This is a genomic window from Janthinobacterium sp. CG3, assembly GCF_000344615.1.
GTDB lineage: Bacteria > Pseudomonadota > Gammaproteobacteria > Burkholderiales > Burkholderiaceae_D > Janthinobacterium.
The window spans coordinates 21,865-38,831 of the sequence record NZ_KB467825.1 but is presented as its reverse complement, the minus strand read 5'-3'; the positions used below and the strand labels follow the sequence as shown (position 1 = coordinate 38,831).

Here is a 16,967-nt window from a genome sequence, read left to right as displayed (position 1 = left end):
GCTTAGCCCATTGGGCGTAACCCGACAACCTTGGCCTGGAGCGGCGTGCCTCGCTTCGGCCAACGTTGTCGGATGACGCTTCGCGAATCCGACCTACATGACATTGGGTTCGGCGTGTTTCCTGCACAAACGAAAAGACTCAGGCATACTGCTGTCCAGTGCTTGGGTATGCCGCGCCCCGCGCGGCTTTTTTATGCCCCGGCCACCCCCATAACCCCCTACACAAGGAGTCAAGCATGACTATCAAAATCGGCGATGCCCTGCCAGAAGGCACCCTGTCGGAATTCATCGAATCCGAAACCGAAGGCTGCGCGCTGGGTCCAAACACGTTCAAGGTTGAAGAGCTGACCAAGGGCAAGAAGATCGCCATCTTCGGCCTGCCGGGCGCCTACACCCCGACCTGCTCCGCGCAACACGTGCCGGGCTACGTCCAGCACGCGGAAGAATTGAAAGCCAAGGGCGTCGATGAAATCTGGTGCATCTCGGTCAACGACGCCTTCGTCATGGGCGCCTGGGGCCGCGAACTGAAAGCCACCGGCATCGTGCGCATGATGGCTGACGGCAACGCCGCCTACAGCAAGCTGCTGGGCCTGGACGCCGACTTCAGCAAGTTCGGCATGGGTACGCGCTCGCAGCGCTACTCGCTGCTGGCCGAGAACGGCGTCGTGACGCAGTTGAACGTCGAGCAGGGCGGCAAGTTCGACGTGTCGAACGCGGAAACGCTGCTGGGCCAACTGGCTTAAGCTGCGCCCGTATCGGCAATGGAAAACGGCGCCGCGGCGCCGTTTTTGTTGCCCACATGCGCCGTTTGGCAACGCGACGCCTTAGATTTCCCGCTGACCCCGCATATCGTGCGACTCGACGTAGTCACGCAAGGCATCGTTGATGCGGGTTTGCCATCCTTGGCCAGTCATCTTGAACGCATTCAGGATATCCAGGTCAAGGCGAAGGCTGATGGCAACTTTGGTCACGTCTGAAGGGGGACGGCCGCGGCGCCGTGTGAATTGGGCCAACTCCTCCGGCGTTGACGGTAGCGCGTCCGGATCACTCAGGGCGGCCGCCGTGATTGCCGCCTGTTCTTCATCTGTGGAGCGGATGAATGGAGTCGAGCGGGGGTTGCGCTTCATACTGGCTTGCATATTCATCCTCCTCCGTTTGCGTTGCTTTGCGCAGGCTAATAATACGCAGGACATCACCGCGCTCGACATAGATGACCTTGTACAAATGGCTGCCTATCGTACCAATACCAGCTTCCCTGTCTTCGCCATAGTCTTCGCGGCGATCTAATTTCCACAGGAAGTCTTGCCAGTTGAAGTGCTCTGCCTCTGCCAGCGACACCCCATGCTTGTTACGGTTCAGTCTGTCTTTTTCCGGGTCAAATGTGATCTTCATTTAGTGTATGTACAAAAAAAAGAGAAGTCAATCGGGTTTGACACCGCGTCGCCGTCAACGCAGTGCGACTATCGCTTCGGTTCATTCTTTATAAAAGCGGCCGCGTCATCCCCCAATACTGTTTTTTGTCTAATTCTTGCCAGTTTTGATGGATCTCAAGACCGCGGCAATGCGCCGCTTTTCTCTTAGACGCGTCTCTTCACGGTGTGAAAATTGCCCGCCAAACACGGTTGGCAACGCCTTGCTATAATTCCCGCACAACATTGGTGCACATTCATCAAGCGGCTTTTGCTGGCTGGGGATATCTATCCCGCGCGCACCCCGCCGCGGGGACCACCAGCGAGGAGCCCGCTTTGACACCCCAAGCCCAAAACCTGCGCAGCATTTATGCGATGCTCATCGCCGTCGCCATGTTCTCGCTGATGGACACGGCGATGAAGCTGCTCTCGGCCACGTATCCGGCGATGCAGGTGACGGCGCTGCGGGCGCTGTCGTCGCTGCCGCTGGTGTGCATTTACGTCGCCTGGCGCGGCGCGTTCAAGGGCGTGCTCAAGGTGCGCTGGCCGCTGCACCTGCTGCGCGGCTTGCTCGGCATCGTGATGATTACCACCTTCGCCTACGGCCTCAAACTGCTGTCGCTGGCCGAGGCGTATTCGATCTTCTTCATCGCGCCGACGCTGATCACGGCCTTGTCGGTTTTCATCCTGAAGGAAAAAGTCGACGCGGCGCGCTGGTGCGCGGTCGCCGTCGGCATGGGCGGCGTGCTGGTGGTGCTGCGCCCGACCGGCGGCGATTTCTTTTCAATCGGCGGGCTGGCGGTGCTCGCTTCGGCGGCCTGCTACGCCGTCTCGGCCATCACCGGGCGCGTGCTCAGCCGCAGCGACGCCAGCGAAAGCATGGTGTTCTGGCTGATGCTGATGATGGCAATCGGCGGCGTGGCGCTGTCGGCGCACGAGTGGGTGGCGATCCGCGAGCAGGACTGGCTGCTGCTGGCCGGCCTGTCGCTGAGCGGTTTCCTGGGGCAGTTGGCGATCACCGAGGCGTTCCGGCTGGGCAAGGCGTCGAGCGTGGCGCCGTTTGAATATTCGGCGCTGGCCTGGGGCATGGGGCTGGACTGGATCCTGTGGCAGGTGCTGCCCGACCAGTACACCTTGCTGGGCGCGGCGATCATTATCGCCAGCGGCGTGTACCTGATCCGCCGCGAAGCGGTGCACGCCGAGTCCGAGCATCCCTGAGCCGGCGACGCAGGCTTGCTGTTGTCCGCGGACGGGATCTGTGATGCCGCGGCGAAACGGTTTCGCCGCAAGTTGATATAATCTTCGGATGTTAAAACAACGCACCATCAAGAAACTGGTCCGCACCGTCGGTGTCGGCCTGCACTCCGGCACCAAGGTGGAGCTGACCCTGCATCCGGCCGCGCCGGACACCGGTATCGTGTTCCGCCGCGTCGATTTGCTGCCCATCGTCGAATTCCCCGCCAGCGCCGGCATCGTCGGCGACACCCGCATGGCCTCGGTCCTGGTCAAGGACGGCGCCCGCGTCTCCACCGTCGAGCATTTGATGTCGGCCGCCGCCGGCATGGGCATCGACAACATGGTGGTCGATATCAGCGCCGAGGAAATCCCGATCATGGACGGTTCCGCCTCGTCCTTCGTGTTTCTGCTGCAGCAGGCCGGCGTGCAGGAGCAGCCGGCGGCGAAGAAGTTCATTCGCCTGCTGAAGCCGGTCGAAGTGCGCCAGGGCAAGGGCGATGCCGAGAAATGGGCCGGGCTGAGCCCGTACAACGGCTTCAAGCTCGATTTCTTCATTGAGTTCAACCATCCGGCGGTCGACGGCACCACCCAGCGCGCCTCGGTCGATTTCGGCGACGTGTCGTATGTGCACGACGTGGCGCGCGCCCGCACCTTCGGCTTCATGCAGGACGTCGAGAGCTTGCGCGGCATGGGCCTGGCCCGCGGCGGCTCGCTGGAAAACGCCATCGTGATGGACGAGTACCGTATTTTGAATTCGGACGGCTTGCGCTACGACGACGAGTTCGTGCGCCACAAGATCCTCGACGCGATCGGTGATTTGTATCTGATCGGCCATCCGCTGCTGGCCAGTTACACGGCGCACAAGTCGGGCCACGCGCTCAACAACCTGTTGCTGCTGGCGCTGCTGGAGCGGCCGGACGCGTACGAAATCGTCTCGTTCGACACCAACGCGGCGGCGCCGCCGTCGTATCTGCGCCAAATGGCCAGGGAGTGGGCGCTGACTTAAGGCGTCTATGCACCGGCCTTGCGTGCCGCCGGCCGCGTCGCGGCGACTTAGCCGCCCGGTTCGCGGCGCCGCTGCACCATCGCCCGCAGCGCGGCGATCAGGCCGTTGTTTTGTTTCGACTCGGGCAGGCTGTTGCTCAATTCGTCGAAGGCCGACACCGCCATGCTCGGCAGCAGCAGTTGGCGCGTGTGGACCACCGGCGCGATGCTTTTCGTCACCTGCACCTTGAGTTTGATGCCGCGCACCTGCCAGCCGCGCTTTTCCAATTCCGCCTGTAATTTCGGCAATTGCTGCTTCAGCTTGGCCGCCACCGCCGACGTCGGCGTCGCCAGCACCAACTGGCCGTCCTCGAACTGCAGGATATCGCAGTTGTGGAACATGGCCGGCAGCGCGCCGGCGCAATCCTTTTGCAGCGCCATCATGCGGTTCACCGCCGGCATCAGGGACGCCATCGTGGCGTTGCTGCGCAGGAAGTCCGTGGCGCCGGGCAGCGCCGGACCCGAGCGGGCGCGGCTTGCTTGGTAGAAGGTGTGGGATCGCATTTGCCGAAACATATCACAGCCGGGGCCGCGTGGCGAGTCCGGCGCGCGCGGGGAAATATTTGGCGGAAAGCCTCATCTGCGCCGGTTTTCGCGACATTGTTTATCATTTAGCTATTGTGATACAAGTCAATAACCCAATCTTCGCCACATCGCATGATAAAATCACCGTCTTTTGCCATATTCGAACTCCGTGCGGTAACGCGATGTAACCAACAGAGCTTTTTTTAACGGCGTTTTTTCAAGAATTCAAGCATGTCATTACTGACCCAGATTTTCGGTAGCCGCAACCAGCGGCTGCTCAAGCAATACCAAAAAACGGTACGCGAGATCAATGCGCTCGAGCCGTCCATCGAAAAGCTGTCGGATGCGGAGCTGCAAGCGAAAACCCCCGCCTTCAAGGAGCGCATCGCCAAGGGCGAAACGCTGGACGCGCTGCTGGTGGAGGCGTTCGCCGTGTGCCGCGAAGCCAGCCGGCGCGTGCTGCGCATGCGCCACTTCGACGTGCAGCTGATCGGCGGCATGGTGCTGCATTACGGCAAGATCGCCGAAATGGGCACCGGCGAGGGCAAAACCCTGATGGCGACCCTGGCCGCCTACTTGAACGCGCTGTCGGACAAGGGCGTGCACATCGTCACCGTCAACGATTACCTGGCCCAGCGCGACGCCGACACCATGGGCCGCCTGTACGGCTGGCTGGGTCTGTCGACCGGCGTCAACCTGTCGCAGATGGAGCACGATACCAAGCAGCGCGCCTACGCCGCCGACATCACCTACGGCACCAACAACGAATTCGGTTTCGACTACCTGCGCGACAACATGGTGTTCGAGTCGCGCGAGCGGGTCCAGCGCGCGCTCAACTTCGGCATCGTCGATGAAGTCGACTCGATCCTGATCGACGAGGCGCGCACGCCGTTGATCATCTCGGGCCAGGCTGAAAACCATACCGACCTGTATCACAAGATCAACGAATTGCCGGGCATGCTGACCCTGCAAGTCGGCGAGGAAACGCCGGACGGCAAGGGCAAGATCGAGGTGCCGGGCGACTACACGAAGGACGAGAAGGCGCACCAGGTGCTGCTGACCGAAGCCGGCCATGAAAAGGCCGAGGGCATCCTTACCCAGATGGGCCTGCTGCCGGAAGGCGCCTCGCTGTACGACTCGGCCAACATCACGCTGGTGCACCACCTGTACGCGGCGCTGCGCGCGCACGCGCTGTACTTCAAGGACCAGCACTACGTGGTGCAGAACAACGAAGTGGTGATCGTCGACGAATTCACCGGCCGCCTGATGACGGGCCGGCGCTGGTCGGACGGCCTGCACCAGGCGGTCGAGGCGAAGGAGGGTGTGAAAATCCAGAACGAGAACCAGACGCTGGCCTCGATCACCTTCCAGAACTATTTCCGCATGTACGGCAAGCTGGCCGGCATGACCGGCACCGCCGACACCGAGGCCTACGAGTTCCAGGAAATCTACGGCCTGGAAACGGTCGTGATTCCGCAAAACCGGCCCTTGCAGCGCAAGGACCGCCAGGACCAGGTCTACAAGTCGGCCGAGGAAAAGTATGGCGCGATGCTCAAGGATATCGCCGACTGCTGCGAACGCGGCCAGCCGGTGCTGGTCGGTACCACCTCGATCGAGAATTCCGAGCTGTTGTCGGGCATCCTGACCAAGGCCAAGCTGCCGCATAACGTGCTGAACGCCAAACAGCATGCGCGCGAGGCGGAAATCATCGCCCAGGCCGGCCGTCCGAAAGCCATCACCATCGCCACCAACATGGCCGGCCGCGGCACCGACATCGTCTTGGGCGGCAACGTCGAAAACCAGATCAAGGTCATCGACGCCAACGCCGCGCTGTCGGACGCCGACAAGGCGGCCCAGGCGCAGACCCTGCACGACGAATGGCAGTCGCTGCACGACCACGTCGTCAACGCCGGCGGCCTGCACATCATCGGCACCGAACGCCACGAATCGCGCCGCGTCGACAACCAGTTGCGCGGCCGCGCCGGCCGCCAGGGCGATCCGGGTTCGTCGCGCTTCTACCTGTCGCTCGACGACGCGCTGCTGCGCATCTTCGCCGGCGACCGCGTGCGCGCCATCATGGACCGGCTGAAAATGCCGGAAGGCGAACCGATCGAGGCGGGCATCGTGTCGCGCTCGATCGAATCGGCCCAGCGCAAGGTCGAGGCGCGCAACTTCGACATCCGCAAGCAACTGCTCGAATACGACGACGTCGCCAACGACCAGCGCAAGGTGATCTACCAGCAGCGCAACGAGCTGCTGGAGACGACCGACGTTTCCGAGCTGATCGCCTCGCTGCGCCACGGCGTGTTCACCGACCTGGTGCGCGTCAACGTGCCGGAAGAATCGGTCGAGGAACAGTGGGACATCAAGGCGCTGGAGGCGACCCTGGCCGCCGAATGGCAAATCGACCTGCCGCTGCAGGCGATGATGGCGGCCGAGACCAACCTGACCGACGAGGACCTGCTCGAGCGCGTCATCGGCGCGGCCGACGCGGTCTACCAGTCGAAAATCGACATCGTCGGCAAGGAATCGTTCGGCGGCTTTGAACGCAACGTTATGCTGCAGGCGGTCGACAGCCATTGGCGCGAACACCTGGCGGCGCTGGACCATCTGCGCCAGGGTATCCACCTGCGCGGCTACGCCCAGAAGAATCCGAAGCAGGAATACAAGCGCGAAGCGTTTGAACTGTTCGGCCAGATGCTCGACATGATCAAGAACGAAGTGGTCAAGCTGGTCATGACGGTGCGCATCCAGTCGCGCGAGGAAATCGACGCGGCCGAGTTGGCGATGCAACAGTCGCACGTGGAAAACCTGCACTACGAGCACGCCGACTTCAACCCGAACGCGGCGCCGGAGGATTTGCTGGCGCCGAGCGCGGCGCCCGGCGAGGTGGCCGAGGGCATGCGCGTCGGCCGCAACGACCCTTGTCCTTGCGGCAGCGGCAAGAAGTACAAGGCTTGCCACGGCAAGCTGGCGTAAGCCGCGAGGCTGAATGGAAAAGGGCGGAGAATGCGAATTCTCCGCCCTTTTTTGCGTTAACAATGCGCGCGCCGCGACGCCGAAAAAACCAGCGGCGAAGAGCCGGGGGCCGGCCTTCTCGCCTTGCCGCGGGGGAGGGCTGGCCCCAGGGTTGCGCCCCTGGTCTTTGGATGCGCCGCCTACACGGCCAGCGCCGCCGCCGTGCTCTTCTTGCCGCCGTCGCGCAGCGGCGCCGCGCGCGGCATGACGATGCGGATCGTCGTGCCCCGGTCCGGCGCGGTGGTGACGTTGATGCGCCCGCCCAGCACGCCGGTGACGATGTTGTAGACGATGTTCATGCCCAGGCCGGTGCCGCCCTGGCCCATCTTGGTGGTGAAGAAGGGGTCGAAGACGTGGCGCAGCACCTCGTCGCTCATGCCGTTGCCGTCGTCGCCGAACTGCAGCGCGATCTGGCCGTCGCCGATGTCGCAGGCCTGTATCGTGATGGCGCCCGAGGCGCGCCGGTCGAAGCCGTGCACCAGGGCGTTGTTGATCAGGTTGTTGAGCACCTGGTACAGGCTGCCCGGGTACGAGTCCATCGTCAGTCCCGGCGGAATCTCCAGGCGGGCCACGCAGTGGGCCCGGCGCAGGCGCGGCAGGTAGGTCGCCAGCGTATCCTGCAGCACCAGCAGCAGGTCGAAGCTGCGGCGCTGGTCGTTGGTCTGGTCGACCGCCACCTGCTTGAACGAGGAGATCAGGTTGGCGGCCTTTTGCAGCGAGCCGGAGATCAGGCCGGCGGCCTGCTTGACCTCGTCCAGGTGCGCCACCAGCGCCGAGCGCCGCAGCGCGCCGCCGGCGATCACCCGGTCGAATTCGACGACCCGGTCCGACAGCGTCGTCGAGGCCAGCAGGCTGTTGCCGATCGGCGTGTTGAGTTCGTGCGCGATGCCGGCCACCAGCGAGCCGAGCGAGGCCATTTTCTCGGCCGCCAGCAGGTCGTGCTGGGTGCGCTGCAGCGTGTCGAGGGCGTCGCTGAGGTCGCCGTTGGCGCGCTCCAGCTCGGCCGAGCGCTCGCGCACCCGGCTCTCCAGCGAGGTGTTGAGTTCCTTCAGTTCGCCCTTGGCGTTGAGTTCCTCGGTCAGGTCGAGCAGCGCCCAGATGATGGCGGTGGCGCCGTCCAGCGACAGCGACGAGGTCCAGATCGCCACACTGCCGGCGCGGCCGTCGGCCAGCCGTACCCGGGCGATTTCACCGTCGACGGCGCCGTCGCGGGCCTGGATCGCCATCACCCGGCGCGGTTCGGCGGCGTCTTCCCAAAACGAGATGTCGGTGGCGTTCTTGCCGACGATGGCGCCGGCGCCGGCGTTGAAGGTGCGTTCCAGCGCCAGGTTGGCGGCGATGATGGTGCCGTCGCGGTCGGTCACGCTGAGCGGCACCGGCGCCACGTCGAACAGGATCTTGAAGCGCGCCTCCGACTCCGACAGGCGCCGCTCGGCCTGCTCGAGCTGGGCGATGCGGGCGCGCAGCGCCAGGTTCATCGTGTTCAGCGAGCGCGACACCACTTCGATCTCGTCGCCGCCGTGCTCGGGCAGCAGGGCGCCGTAGTCGCCCTGCACCAGGCGCTGCGACTGCGCGTTCAAGCCGTCCAGGCGCCGGCCGATGCCGCGCGTGAAGGCGTAGAACAGCAGCAGGCCGATGCCGAAGCCGACGATCGAGATCACGCTGCCCTGGCTGAGCACCTCGTCGCGCGCCTGCGCCAGGTCCGAGGTCGACAGGCCGAAGTGCAGCGAGCCGACCTGGTTGTCCTTCAACAGCAGCGGCGCGCGCGCGTGCAGCATGGCGTCCACCAGCAGCGTTTTCAAGCCCTGGTTGGTGCGCACGCCGGGCCGTTGCAGCAGCGCCGGCAGCTTCGGCGGCACGCTGCCGGCGACGATGATGGGCAGCTCGTCGCGGTCGAGTACGACGATGTAGCGCACGAAGCTGTCGGCCGGATCGGCCAGCATTTCGTTGAGGTAGGAGCGCAGTTCGGGCAGCCGGCCCTTGCTGGCATAGGCGCCCAGCGACAGGTTCAGCGTGACCGCGTATTCGTGGGCGACGCGGTCGGCGTTGTTGCTGACGGCCTGGTCCATGATGCGCATATTGTTCCAGATCAGCAGGCCGACCACCAGCGCCTGCACCACCGCGCTGAGTATCAGGAATTTCGCCCGTAGCGACAGGTTCACGCTGCTCTCCCCACTGTCCGGCCGACGCCGGCGTACCAATCGGATGCCTTCGGCCGCGGCCGCAGGCGCTGTGTCGCCGTCGCCGCCACGGCGGCTCAATGCACGATCAGGACCACCCTGACGGTATCGTCGACGGCGGCCTTGTCGATGTAGCCGATCGCGCCGCTGTCGGCGGCGACGGCTTTCTTAACGTCGGCCGGGCTATTGTATTCCTTGGGCGGAAAGCCGCGCCCGGTGAAGACGATCTTCGACCAGATCGCCTTCACCTGGTCCTGGTCCTTGCCGGCGATTTTCTGGTAGAAGTCGCTGCGGGTGGCCGAGTTGTCGGCCAGGTCGATCGGCGTCAGCTGGTTTGATTTGCCAAGGAAGATCTGGGCGGCCTGGTCGCTGACGATGCGGGTGGCGGTGTTGCGCGCGCTGACGATGATGGCGGTGGCGGCGCACGCCGGCGCCAGCGGCGCGCTGAACAACAGCGCGAGCAACAGCGCGAGGGCGGACGGTGTTTTCATCGCGCCCCCTTAAAACACGGCGTCGAGCGCGAACGCCACGACCACCACAGGGTGCTTCAGGCCGTCCGCGGGGCCGTTGATCAGGCCGCCGGATTTGCGCGTCGGCCGGAGCCGGTCGATCTGCACCTTCAGCGCGCGCGCCTTGGCGAAATTCCAGCGCAGGCCGAGCAGGTCAGAGTGTTGCTCGGCCGCCGTCAGGTAGCCGAAGTCGACGCGCCGCGCCAGCGCCCCGCCGGCGGGGAAGTTGGCCGGCAGCGTCACCGAGCGGCCCTTCTGCCACACCGCCGCGTGGGCGTAGTAGGGCAGCAGCGCGCCGACCCGGTAGCCGGCCATCACATAGTAGGCGTCGTTGTCGGGAATGTAGACCGGCTCGTTGGCCTGGCGCCGGCCGTATTCGCCCTGCAACAGCAACTGCTGCCAGTCCATGGTCGCGCCGACCGAACTGAAGCTGATCTTCTTGCCGCCCACCAGCGTCAGCTCGCGCGCCAGCGCCGCGAAGCCGGCCTGCCGCAGGCGCGCCGTCAGGGTGTTGAGCATGCGGAAGTCGCGGCTTTCCAGCTCCGTCGTCAGGCGGCTCAGGCGCAGCGTGAACGGGCCGTTTTCCAACGCCAGGTTGAGCGCGTAGAGCGGCGCGCGGATGGTGGCGATGGAACCGCCGCCGCCGGCGACGAACAGCTTGCCGTGGCTGACGCCGGCGGCCAGCTGGGCCGTCACGGTGCTGGCGCCGAAGGAGCGCTGGTACGTCAGGTCGGCGCCGTCGATGTGCTCAATCGCCGCCAGGCCGTACATCTCCAACGGCGGGCGCATCATCGTGTTGGCGTAGCCGACGTTCTGGTAGTCGGACATCATGAAGCTGGGCACCACCACCCGGCCCGCGCGCAGGCTCAGCTCGTCGCGCAGCTGGTACTTTAGAAAGGCCCAACTCAGTTCGGGGGCGTAATGGGTGCTGGTGTATTGGCGCGTGAGCACCTGCGCCGTGGCCGACAGCTCCGGCGTGAACTTGTAGCTCGCCTGCAAGCCCAGGTTGCTGTCGGTGCCGCTGTTAACGCCCGAATCGACGCCCTCGGCCTGGTTGTAGCGGACGAATTGGGCCTCGTCGCTGTTGGTGCGCGCCATGCCGAAGGTGGCGAAGCCGCTCAGGCTCAACTTGCCGTCGGCCGGCAAGCCGTCGGCGCAGGCGGGCGCGACGGGCAAGCCAGCCAGCAGCAGCGCCAGGATTCGTGGATTCATCGTGCTCTCGTCATGTGTTGTCTTTCATATGCGTAAGTTGTCACTCCGCAATTGATAGTTCCGTAACATAACGCGATTTGCTATGGAGGGGGAAGGAAATATGCCATTTCAGCGATATGAAGCCGATCTGTTGTTTTTTTGACTCGATTGCCATCGCCGGCGCGGCGCCGCCGCCGCGTCGATCCCGCGCGCGATTCCAGCCGCCGGCGCTGCGCCGCGCCCGGAGGCATTACAATAGCGGCTCCCATTTCCCTACCAGAAAAACTCATATGGCCGTCAATTCCCCCAAGCCCGTCGCCGCAGACTTGAAAGCCGTCGCCGGCATCGACATCGGCGTTGCTGAAGCCGGTATCAAGAAACCGAACCGCAAGGATGTGCTGGTGTTGGCGCTGGCGCCGACGGCGTCGGTGTCGGGCGTGTTCACGCTGAACCGCTTCTGCGCCGCGCCGGTGCAGGTGTGCAAGGCCAACCTGGCGGCCGTGGCCGCCGGCGCCGCGCCGATCCGCGCGCTGCTGGTCAACACCGGCAACGCCAACGCCGGCACCGGTCCGTCCGGGCTGGCCGACGCCCACGCCAGTTGCGCCGCGCTGGCCGACCTGCTGGGCTGCGCGCCCGGCCAGATCCTGCCGTTTTCGACCGGCGTGATCCTTGAACCGCTGCCGCTGCAGCGCCTGGTCGCCGGCCTGCCGCGGGCCGTCGGCGCGCTGAGCAACGACAACTGGTTCAGCGCCGCCGAGGCCATCATGACCACCGACACCCAGCCCAAGGCGGCCTCGCGCAGCGTCGTCATCGACGGCCACACGGTCACGCTGACCGGCATCAGCAAGGGCGCCGGCATGATCAAACCGAACATGGCGACCATGCTCGGCTTCCTGGCGTTCGACGCCACCGTGGCCCAGCCGGTGCTGGACCAACTGGTCAAGCAGGCGGCCGACAAGTCGTTCAACTGCATCACCATCGACGGCGACACCTCGACCAACGATTCCTTCATCGTCGTGGCCACCGGCGCCGGCACGCTGAAGGTCGATTCGCTGGACACGCCGCAGTACGCCGCGCTGGCGGCCGCCGTGACCGAGCTGTCGACCTTCCTGGCGCAGGCCATCGTGCGCGACGGCGAGGGCGCCACCAAGTTCATGACGGTCACCGTGGAAGCCGGCCGCGACGCCGGGGAATGCCGCAAGATCGCCTACTCGATCGCCCATTCGCCGCTGGTGAAAACCGCCTTCTTCGCCTCCGACCCGAACCTGGGGCGCATCCTGGCGGCGATCGGCTACGCCGGCGTGGACGACCTCGACGTCGACACGCTGAACCTGTACCTCGACGACGTCTGGGTCGCCAAGAACGGCGGCCGCAATCCCGACTACCAGGAGCAGGACGGCCAGCGGGTGATGCAGCAAAGCGAGATCACCATCCGCGTCAACCTGGCCCGCGGCGACGCCACCGCCACGCTGTGGACCTGCGACCTGTCGCACGACTACGTCAGCATCAACGCCGATTACCGCTCATGACACCACTCGACCAATTCCTGCGCCGCGCCGAGGCGCTGATGCAGCGCGTCGAGGCGGCGCTGCCGCCGCCGCAGCGCGCCACCGACTGGAACCTGGGCCACGCCTACCGCTGGCGCAAGCGCGCCGGCGGCGCCAGCTACCTGCAGGCGGTTGCGCACGTGTCGCAGATCGGCCTGTCGGACCTGCACAACATTGGCACGCAAAAGAGCCAGATCGAGCAGAACACGCGCCAGTTCGTCAGCGGCCGGCCGGCCAACAACGTGCTGTTGACGGGCGCGCGCGGCACCGGCAAGTCGTCGCTGATCAAGGCCTGCCTGAACCAGTTCGCCAAGGACGGCCTGCGCCTGATCGAGGTCGACAAGGACGACCTGGCCGAACTGCCCGACATCGTCGACCTGGTCGCCGGGCGCGCCGAGCGCTTCATCGTCTTCTGCGACGACCTCTCGTTCGAGGAGGGCGAGAGCGGCTACAAGGCGCTCAAGGTGGCGCTCGACGGCAGCATCTCGGCGCAGTCGGACAACGTGCTCATTTACGCCACCTCGAACCGGCGCCACCTGCTGCCGGAGCGCATGTCCGACAACAGCAGTTACCGCCAGACCGAGGACGGCGACCTGCATCCGGGCGAGACGGTGGAGGAGAAAATCTCGCTGTCGGAGCGCTTCGGCCTGTGGCTGTCGTTCTACCCGTTCAAGCAGGACGACTACCTCGACATCGTGGCGCACTGGCTGGGCACGTTCGGCTGCGACGCCGCGCAGATCGCCGCGGCGCGCGGCGACGCCTTGCGCTGGGCGCTGATGCGCGGCTCGCGCTCGGGCCGCGTGGCTTGGCAGTTCGCCAAGGACCACGCCGGCAAAATGCCGGACGGGCCAGCCGATGAGCCAGCTTAAGGCGGCGCCGGTCGACGTCGCCGTCGGCATTTTGATGAAGCCGAACGGCGACGTGCTGCTGGGCCAGCGGCCGGCCGGCAAACCCTACGACGGCTACTGGGAATTCCCGGGCGGCAAAGTGGAGGCGGGCGAGGCGATCCTCGACGCGCTGAAGCGCGAATTCGTCGAAGAGCTGGGCCTGCACATCGTCAGCGCCGAGCCGTGGTGCGGCGTCGAATACGTCTACCCGCACGCGCACGTGCGGCTGCACTTCTACATCAGCCGCGAGTGGCGCGGCGAGCCGCAAAGCCTGGAGGGACAGGCGTTCGCGTGGCAGGGCGAAGTCGGCGTCGCGCCGCTGCTGCCGGCCACCATTCCGCTGCTGGAATGGCTGGACGTGGTGCGGCGCGAAGCGCGGTAAAGGTGCCGCCGGGGCGTTTAAAACCCCTGGCAAAGTGCTGGCGCCAAGGCGGGAAGGTCAGACCTGGAGGTCTGGCTCCGGGGTTGCGCCCTCGGTGTTGATTCTTTCAACGAACATCAGGTGGCGCTGTCATCGTCCAGCACATCGTCGGGCGATTTCACCGCGGGGATGCTGTACTTTTCCTCGGCCCAGGCGCCCAGGTCGATCTGTTTGCAGCGCTCCGAGCAAAACGGGCGGAAGGTGTTTTTTTCAGTCCACTCGACTTTGGCGGAACAGGTAGGGCAGTTAACAACGGTCATGGTGTTCAACAAATTTAAAAATTACAGAGCGTAAGCTCGAAAGGGACGTCGTCTTCCAGCGGCTTCGGCTTCAAGTCGCCGCCCTGGGTGGTGAAACGCACCCACAGCATGTATTTATTGGCCGAAATCTCCGGGATCGCGCCGGTGGTTTCGTCCAGGCTCAGGCGCAGCATCTGGTACACCTTGCCTTGCAACATCTGCTGGTAGCTACCGGCGCCGGCGATCATCTTGACCGGGCGGCCGGAGTCGCGCAGCAGGCGCAGCACCAGCGACAGCGCGTCGAACAGCGGCGCCAGCGGCGCAAACCAGCCGCAAATATCGGCGAAGCGGTGTTGGGCGCTGCGCTTTTGCCAGGCGAAATACGACGGCAGGTCAAACTCGCAGGCGCCGCCCGGGATGATGGTGCGCCCGCGTATGCTCATCAGCCATTCGTTGTCGCGGATGTTTTGCCCGGTCTTGCCCTGCGACGCCACCAGCGCGCTGCTGACCGCGTCGAGTTCGGCCAGGATGGCGTCCAGCGTGTCGGCGGCGACGTTCGGGTTGGAGCGGTAGCCCAGCAGGCTTTGGCGCTGGCGTTCCAGCTCTTGCAGCAAATCGGACTTCAAATCGGCGCGGCCGGCCACCTCGAGCATGTCGAAGATGGTGGCGAGGGCGACGTGGTGTTGCATTGGATGTTCTTGGTGGACAAAGAACTTGAATTTGTCGTACAGGTCTTCCAGCCGCAACAAAGTACGTATGCGTTCGTTGAAAGGGTATTCGTAGACAATCAAAATAACATCCCTTTAAATATGGAACCGCAAAGAATCCCGTGATTCTGAACCAAGAGTCGACAAATTACAAACGTTGTGATGGTATTGTTGGCATTCTTTCCGCAAAAGCCAAGTATAGCCGGTGCAGGCGCTCCACTTGCGGCGCCAGGCGCTCTACAGCGCCGTCGTTGACGATGACGTCGTCGGCCGCCGCCAGCCGCTGCGCCCGCGTCGCCTGGGTCGCCATGATGGCTTGCACTTGCTCGGGCTGCAAGCCGTTGCGCGCGATCACCCGTGCAATTTGCAGGCTTTCAGGGCAGTCGATCGCCAGCACGCGCTCGACCCGCTCGCGCCAGCCGCCCGATTCGACCAGCAGCGGCACCGCGAAAATCACGTAACTGCCGCCGGCGACGGCCGCCGCGGCCATGGTCGCGGCGCGTATGCGCGGGTGCAAGATGGCTTCCAGGCGGACTTTGGCGCGCGCGTCGCCGAACACCAGCGTGCGCATCTTGGCGCGCTCAAGCGCGCCGTCGGCGTCGGCGAAGGCGGCGCCGAACTCGGCCAACAGGGCCGGCATGGCGGCGCCGCCGGCACCGGTCAGGCTATGGGCAATCAGGTCGGTGTCGACGATGCTGGCGCCGCGGACGGCGAACAGGTCGGCGACCGTGCTCTTGCCGCAGCCGATGCCGCCGGTCAGGCCGACGCTGAAGTAGGCTGCGTGTTGGACTTGTTCCATCGATATCCTGGTACTGGTGCTGGTGCTAGTGCTGGTTCGGAAGGCTCAGCCCAGCAGGCCGAGCGTGAAGCGCGAAATGGGCGCGCCGTACAGCAGCGCGATCAAGCCGGCCGCCGCCAGATACGGGCCGAACGGAATCGGCTTGTCGCGGCCGCGCTTGGTGAAGACGATCAGGCCGATGCCGACCAGCGCGCCGACCACCGAGGACAGCAAAATAATCGTCGGCAGCATGGTCCAGCCCAGCCACGCGCCCAGCGCCGCCAGCAACTTGAAGTCACCATACCCCATTCCCTCCTTGCCTGTCGCCAGCTTGAAGGCCCAGTAAATGCTCCACAAGACCAGATAGCCGGCGGCGGCGCCGACCACGGCGTCGTGCAGCGGCACGAAGGTGCCGTTCAGGTTGACCATCAGGCCGGCCCACAGCAGCGGGTAGGTCAGGTCGTCGGGCAGCAATTGGGTGTCGGCGTCGATGAAGGTCATGGCGACCAGCGAGCAGCCGAAAAACAGCGCCGCCAGGCCGGCCCAGCCGCTGCCGAAATGCCAGACCAGCGCGAAAAACAGCGCGCCGGTGAGCGCCTCGACCGCCGGGTAGCGCGCCGAGATCGGCGCCTTGCACGCGCTGCACTTGCCGCCCAGCGCCAGGTAGCTGGCGACCGGGATGTTTTCCAGTGCCGTGATCTGGTGGCCGCAGTGCGGGCAGCACGAGCGCGGCAGCATCAGGTTGAACTGGTCGGTGTGGGGCTCTTCCTTGCCGCTTTCCGAGGCGACATAGTTGTCCGACTCGCGCTGCATCATCTTCGGCACGCGGTAGATCACGACGTTCAGGAAGCTGCCGATCAGCAGGCCGAACAGGGCCGCCACCAGGCTCACGACCAGGTTCGCGGGGGCGGCAAACAACAGCGTTTCTTCAGGCATCGTATTTTTCCCGGCGGGTCGGATTGGTCGGTGGGCGCGCTTTTTGTTGCTGTACGCCCGTATTAGACCGCATGAATGGGGCGGGTGGCAATGCCGCTCAGTGAAAGATTCTCGTGGGTCGGGTTAGCCCGCCAGGGCGTAACCCGACAACGTTGACCCGGAGCAGCGCGTCTCGCTTCGGCCAACATGGTCGGATTACGCTTCGCTCATCCGACCTACGACACGCCAACGCCATTCGCTACAAGCGCTCGTCCTTGAGCGCCGCCTCGATCCGCCGCAGTATCCGCAGCTGATACGACGCGTTGCCCGATGGATTGCCGTCGTCGAGTTTATTCATCAT

At 64.8% G+C, this 16,967-nt stretch carries 17 protein-coding genes; 7 read left to right on the top strand and 10 right to left on the bottom strand.

All coding sequences use genetic code 11. The annotated features are described in order from the left end of the window. Positions 1–236: 236 nt before the first annotated feature. Positions 237–743, top strand: a complete 507-nt coding sequence (locus JANGC3_RS0124775) for a peroxiredoxin (protein WP_017879188.1) — start codon at positions 237–239, stop codon at positions 741–743. Positions 744–824: 81 nt separating this feature from the next. Here the strand turns inward: JANGC3_RS0124775 and JANGC3_RS0124770 are convergent, their stop codons facing one another. Together JANGC3_RS0124770 and JANGC3_RS31900 are read right to left on the bottom strand one after the other, a co-directional pair. Then, complete coding sequence (locus tag JANGC3_RS0124770; RefSeq protein ID WP_232429815.1) at positions 825–1,139, bottom strand: BrnA antitoxin family protein; 315 nt, start codon at positions 1,137–1,139, stop codon at positions 825–827. Next, positions 1,081–1,392: a BrnT family toxin gene (locus tag JANGC3_RS31900; protein WP_081612030.1), complete on the bottom strand. Its 312-nt coding sequence runs from the start codon at positions 1,390–1,392 to the stop codon at positions 1,081–1,083. The genes JANGC3_RS0124770 and JANGC3_RS31900 overlap by 59 nt, the downstream gene beginning before the upstream one ends. A gap of 392 nt (positions 1,393–1,784) precedes the next feature. Between JANGC3_RS31900 and JANGC3_RS0124760 the strand changes: the two genes are divergently transcribed. Together JANGC3_RS0124760 and lpxC are read left to right on the top strand one after the other, a co-directional pair. Beyond that, positions 1,785–2,627, top strand: coding sequence for a DMT family transporter (locus tag JANGC3_RS0124760; RefSeq protein ID WP_017879185.1), 843 nt, complete (start codon positions 1,785–1,787; stop codon positions 2,625–2,627). An 88-nt stretch (positions 2,628–2,715) separates the two neighbouring features. After that, positions 2,716–3,651 (top strand): UDP-3-O-acyl-N-acetylglucosamine deacetylase, encoded by a 936-nt coding sequence (gene lpxC, locus JANGC3_RS0124755; protein WP_017879184.1) that lies wholly within the window; start codon positions 2,716–2,718, stop codon positions 3,649–3,651. A 47-nt stretch (positions 3,652–3,698) separates the two neighbouring features. Here lpxC and JANGC3_RS0124750 read toward each other — a convergent pair whose 3' ends face one another. After that, positions 3,699–4,193 (bottom strand): DciA family protein, encoded by a 495-nt coding sequence (locus JANGC3_RS0124750; protein ID WP_017879183.1) that lies wholly within the window; start codon positions 4,191–4,193, stop codon positions 3,699–3,701. Positions 4,194–4,445: 252 nt separating this feature from the next. On the opposite strand from JANGC3_RS0124750, the gene secA reads away from it, so the two are divergent. Further along, complete coding sequence (gene secA / locus JANGC3_RS0124745; protein WP_017879182.1) at positions 4,446–7,193, top strand: preprotein translocase subunit SecA; 2,748 nt, start codon at positions 4,446–4,448, stop codon at positions 7,191–7,193. A 179-nt stretch (positions 7,194–7,372) separates the two neighbouring features. Here the strand turns inward: secA and JANGC3_RS0124740 are convergent, their stop codons facing one another. The 3 genes from JANGC3_RS0124740 to JANGC3_RS0124730 all read right to left on the bottom strand — a co-directional run bounded on the left by JANGC3_RS0124740 (position 7,373) and on the right by JANGC3_RS0124730 (position 11,133). After that, a complete protein-coding gene (locus JANGC3_RS0124740) occupies positions 7,373–9,394 on the bottom strand; it encodes an ATP-binding protein (RefSeq protein ID WP_017879181.1) in 2,022 nt (673 codons plus the stop codon). A 95-nt stretch (positions 9,395–9,489) separates the two neighbouring features. After that, the gene (locus JANGC3_RS0124735) at positions 9,490–9,903 is read right to left on the bottom strand and encodes a hypothetical protein (RefSeq protein WP_017879180.1); all 414 of its coding nucleotides are present in this window, start codon (positions 9,901–9,903) and stop codon (positions 9,490–9,492) included. Between the two features lie 9 nt (positions 9,904–9,912). Then, positions 9,913–11,133, bottom strand: a complete 1,221-nt coding sequence (locus JANGC3_RS0124730; protein WP_017879179.1) for a porin — start codon at positions 11,131–11,133, stop codon at positions 9,913–9,915. 269 nt (positions 11,134–11,402) lie between these two features. On the opposite strand from JANGC3_RS0124730, the gene argJ reads away from it, so the two are divergent. From argJ to JANGC3_RS0124715, 3 genes are read left to right on the top strand one after another with little or no spacing between them, the layout of a single operon-like run. Then, a complete protein-coding gene (gene argJ, locus JANGC3_RS0124725) occupies positions 11,403–12,641 on the top strand; it encodes a bifunctional glutamate N-acetyltransferase/amino-acid acetyltransferase ArgJ (protein ID WP_017879178.1) in 1,239 nt (412 codons plus the stop codon). Further along, positions 12,638–13,528, top strand: a complete 891-nt coding sequence (locus tag JANGC3_RS0124720) for an ATP-binding protein (protein WP_017879177.1) — start codon at positions 12,638–12,640, stop codon at positions 13,526–13,528. Before argJ ends, JANGC3_RS0124720 begins: the two co-directional genes overlap by 4 nt. After that, positions 13,515–13,928, top strand: a complete 414-nt coding sequence (locus tag JANGC3_RS0124715; RefSeq protein ID WP_017879176.1) for an NUDIX domain-containing protein — start codon at positions 13,515–13,517, stop codon at positions 13,926–13,928. The genes JANGC3_RS0124720 and JANGC3_RS0124715 overlap by 14 nt, the downstream gene beginning before the upstream one ends. 116 nt (positions 13,929–14,044) lie before the next feature. On the opposite strand, the gene yacG is transcribed toward JANGC3_RS0124715, so the two are convergent. The 4 genes from yacG to JANGC3_RS0124690 all read right to left on the bottom strand — a co-directional run bounded on the left by yacG (position 14,045) and on the right by JANGC3_RS0124690 (position 16,627). Next, the gene (gene yacG, locus JANGC3_RS0124710) at positions 14,045–14,227 is read right to left on the bottom strand and encodes a DNA gyrase inhibitor YacG (protein ID WP_026133475.1); all 183 of its coding nucleotides are present in this window, start codon (positions 14,225–14,227) and stop codon (positions 14,045–14,047) included. 14 nt (positions 14,228–14,241) lie between these two features. Beyond that, positions 14,242–14,997 (bottom strand): cell division protein ZapD, encoded by a 756-nt coding sequence (zapD, locus tag JANGC3_RS30075; RefSeq protein ID WP_017879174.1) that lies wholly within the window; start codon positions 14,995–14,997, stop codon positions 14,242–14,244. Positions 14,998–15,061: 64 nt separating this feature from the next. After that, the gene (gene coaE / locus JANGC3_RS0124695) at positions 15,062–15,712 is read right to left on the bottom strand and encodes a dephospho-CoA kinase (protein ID WP_017879173.1); all 651 of its coding nucleotides are present in this window, start codon (positions 15,710–15,712) and stop codon (positions 15,062–15,064) included. Between the two features lie 45 nt (positions 15,713–15,757). Beyond that, positions 15,758–16,627 (bottom strand): prepilin peptidase, encoded by an 870-nt coding sequence (locus JANGC3_RS0124690; protein ID WP_017879172.1) that lies wholly within the window; start codon positions 16,625–16,627, stop codon positions 15,758–15,760. Between the last annotated feature and the right edge of the window lie 340 nt (positions 16,628–16,967).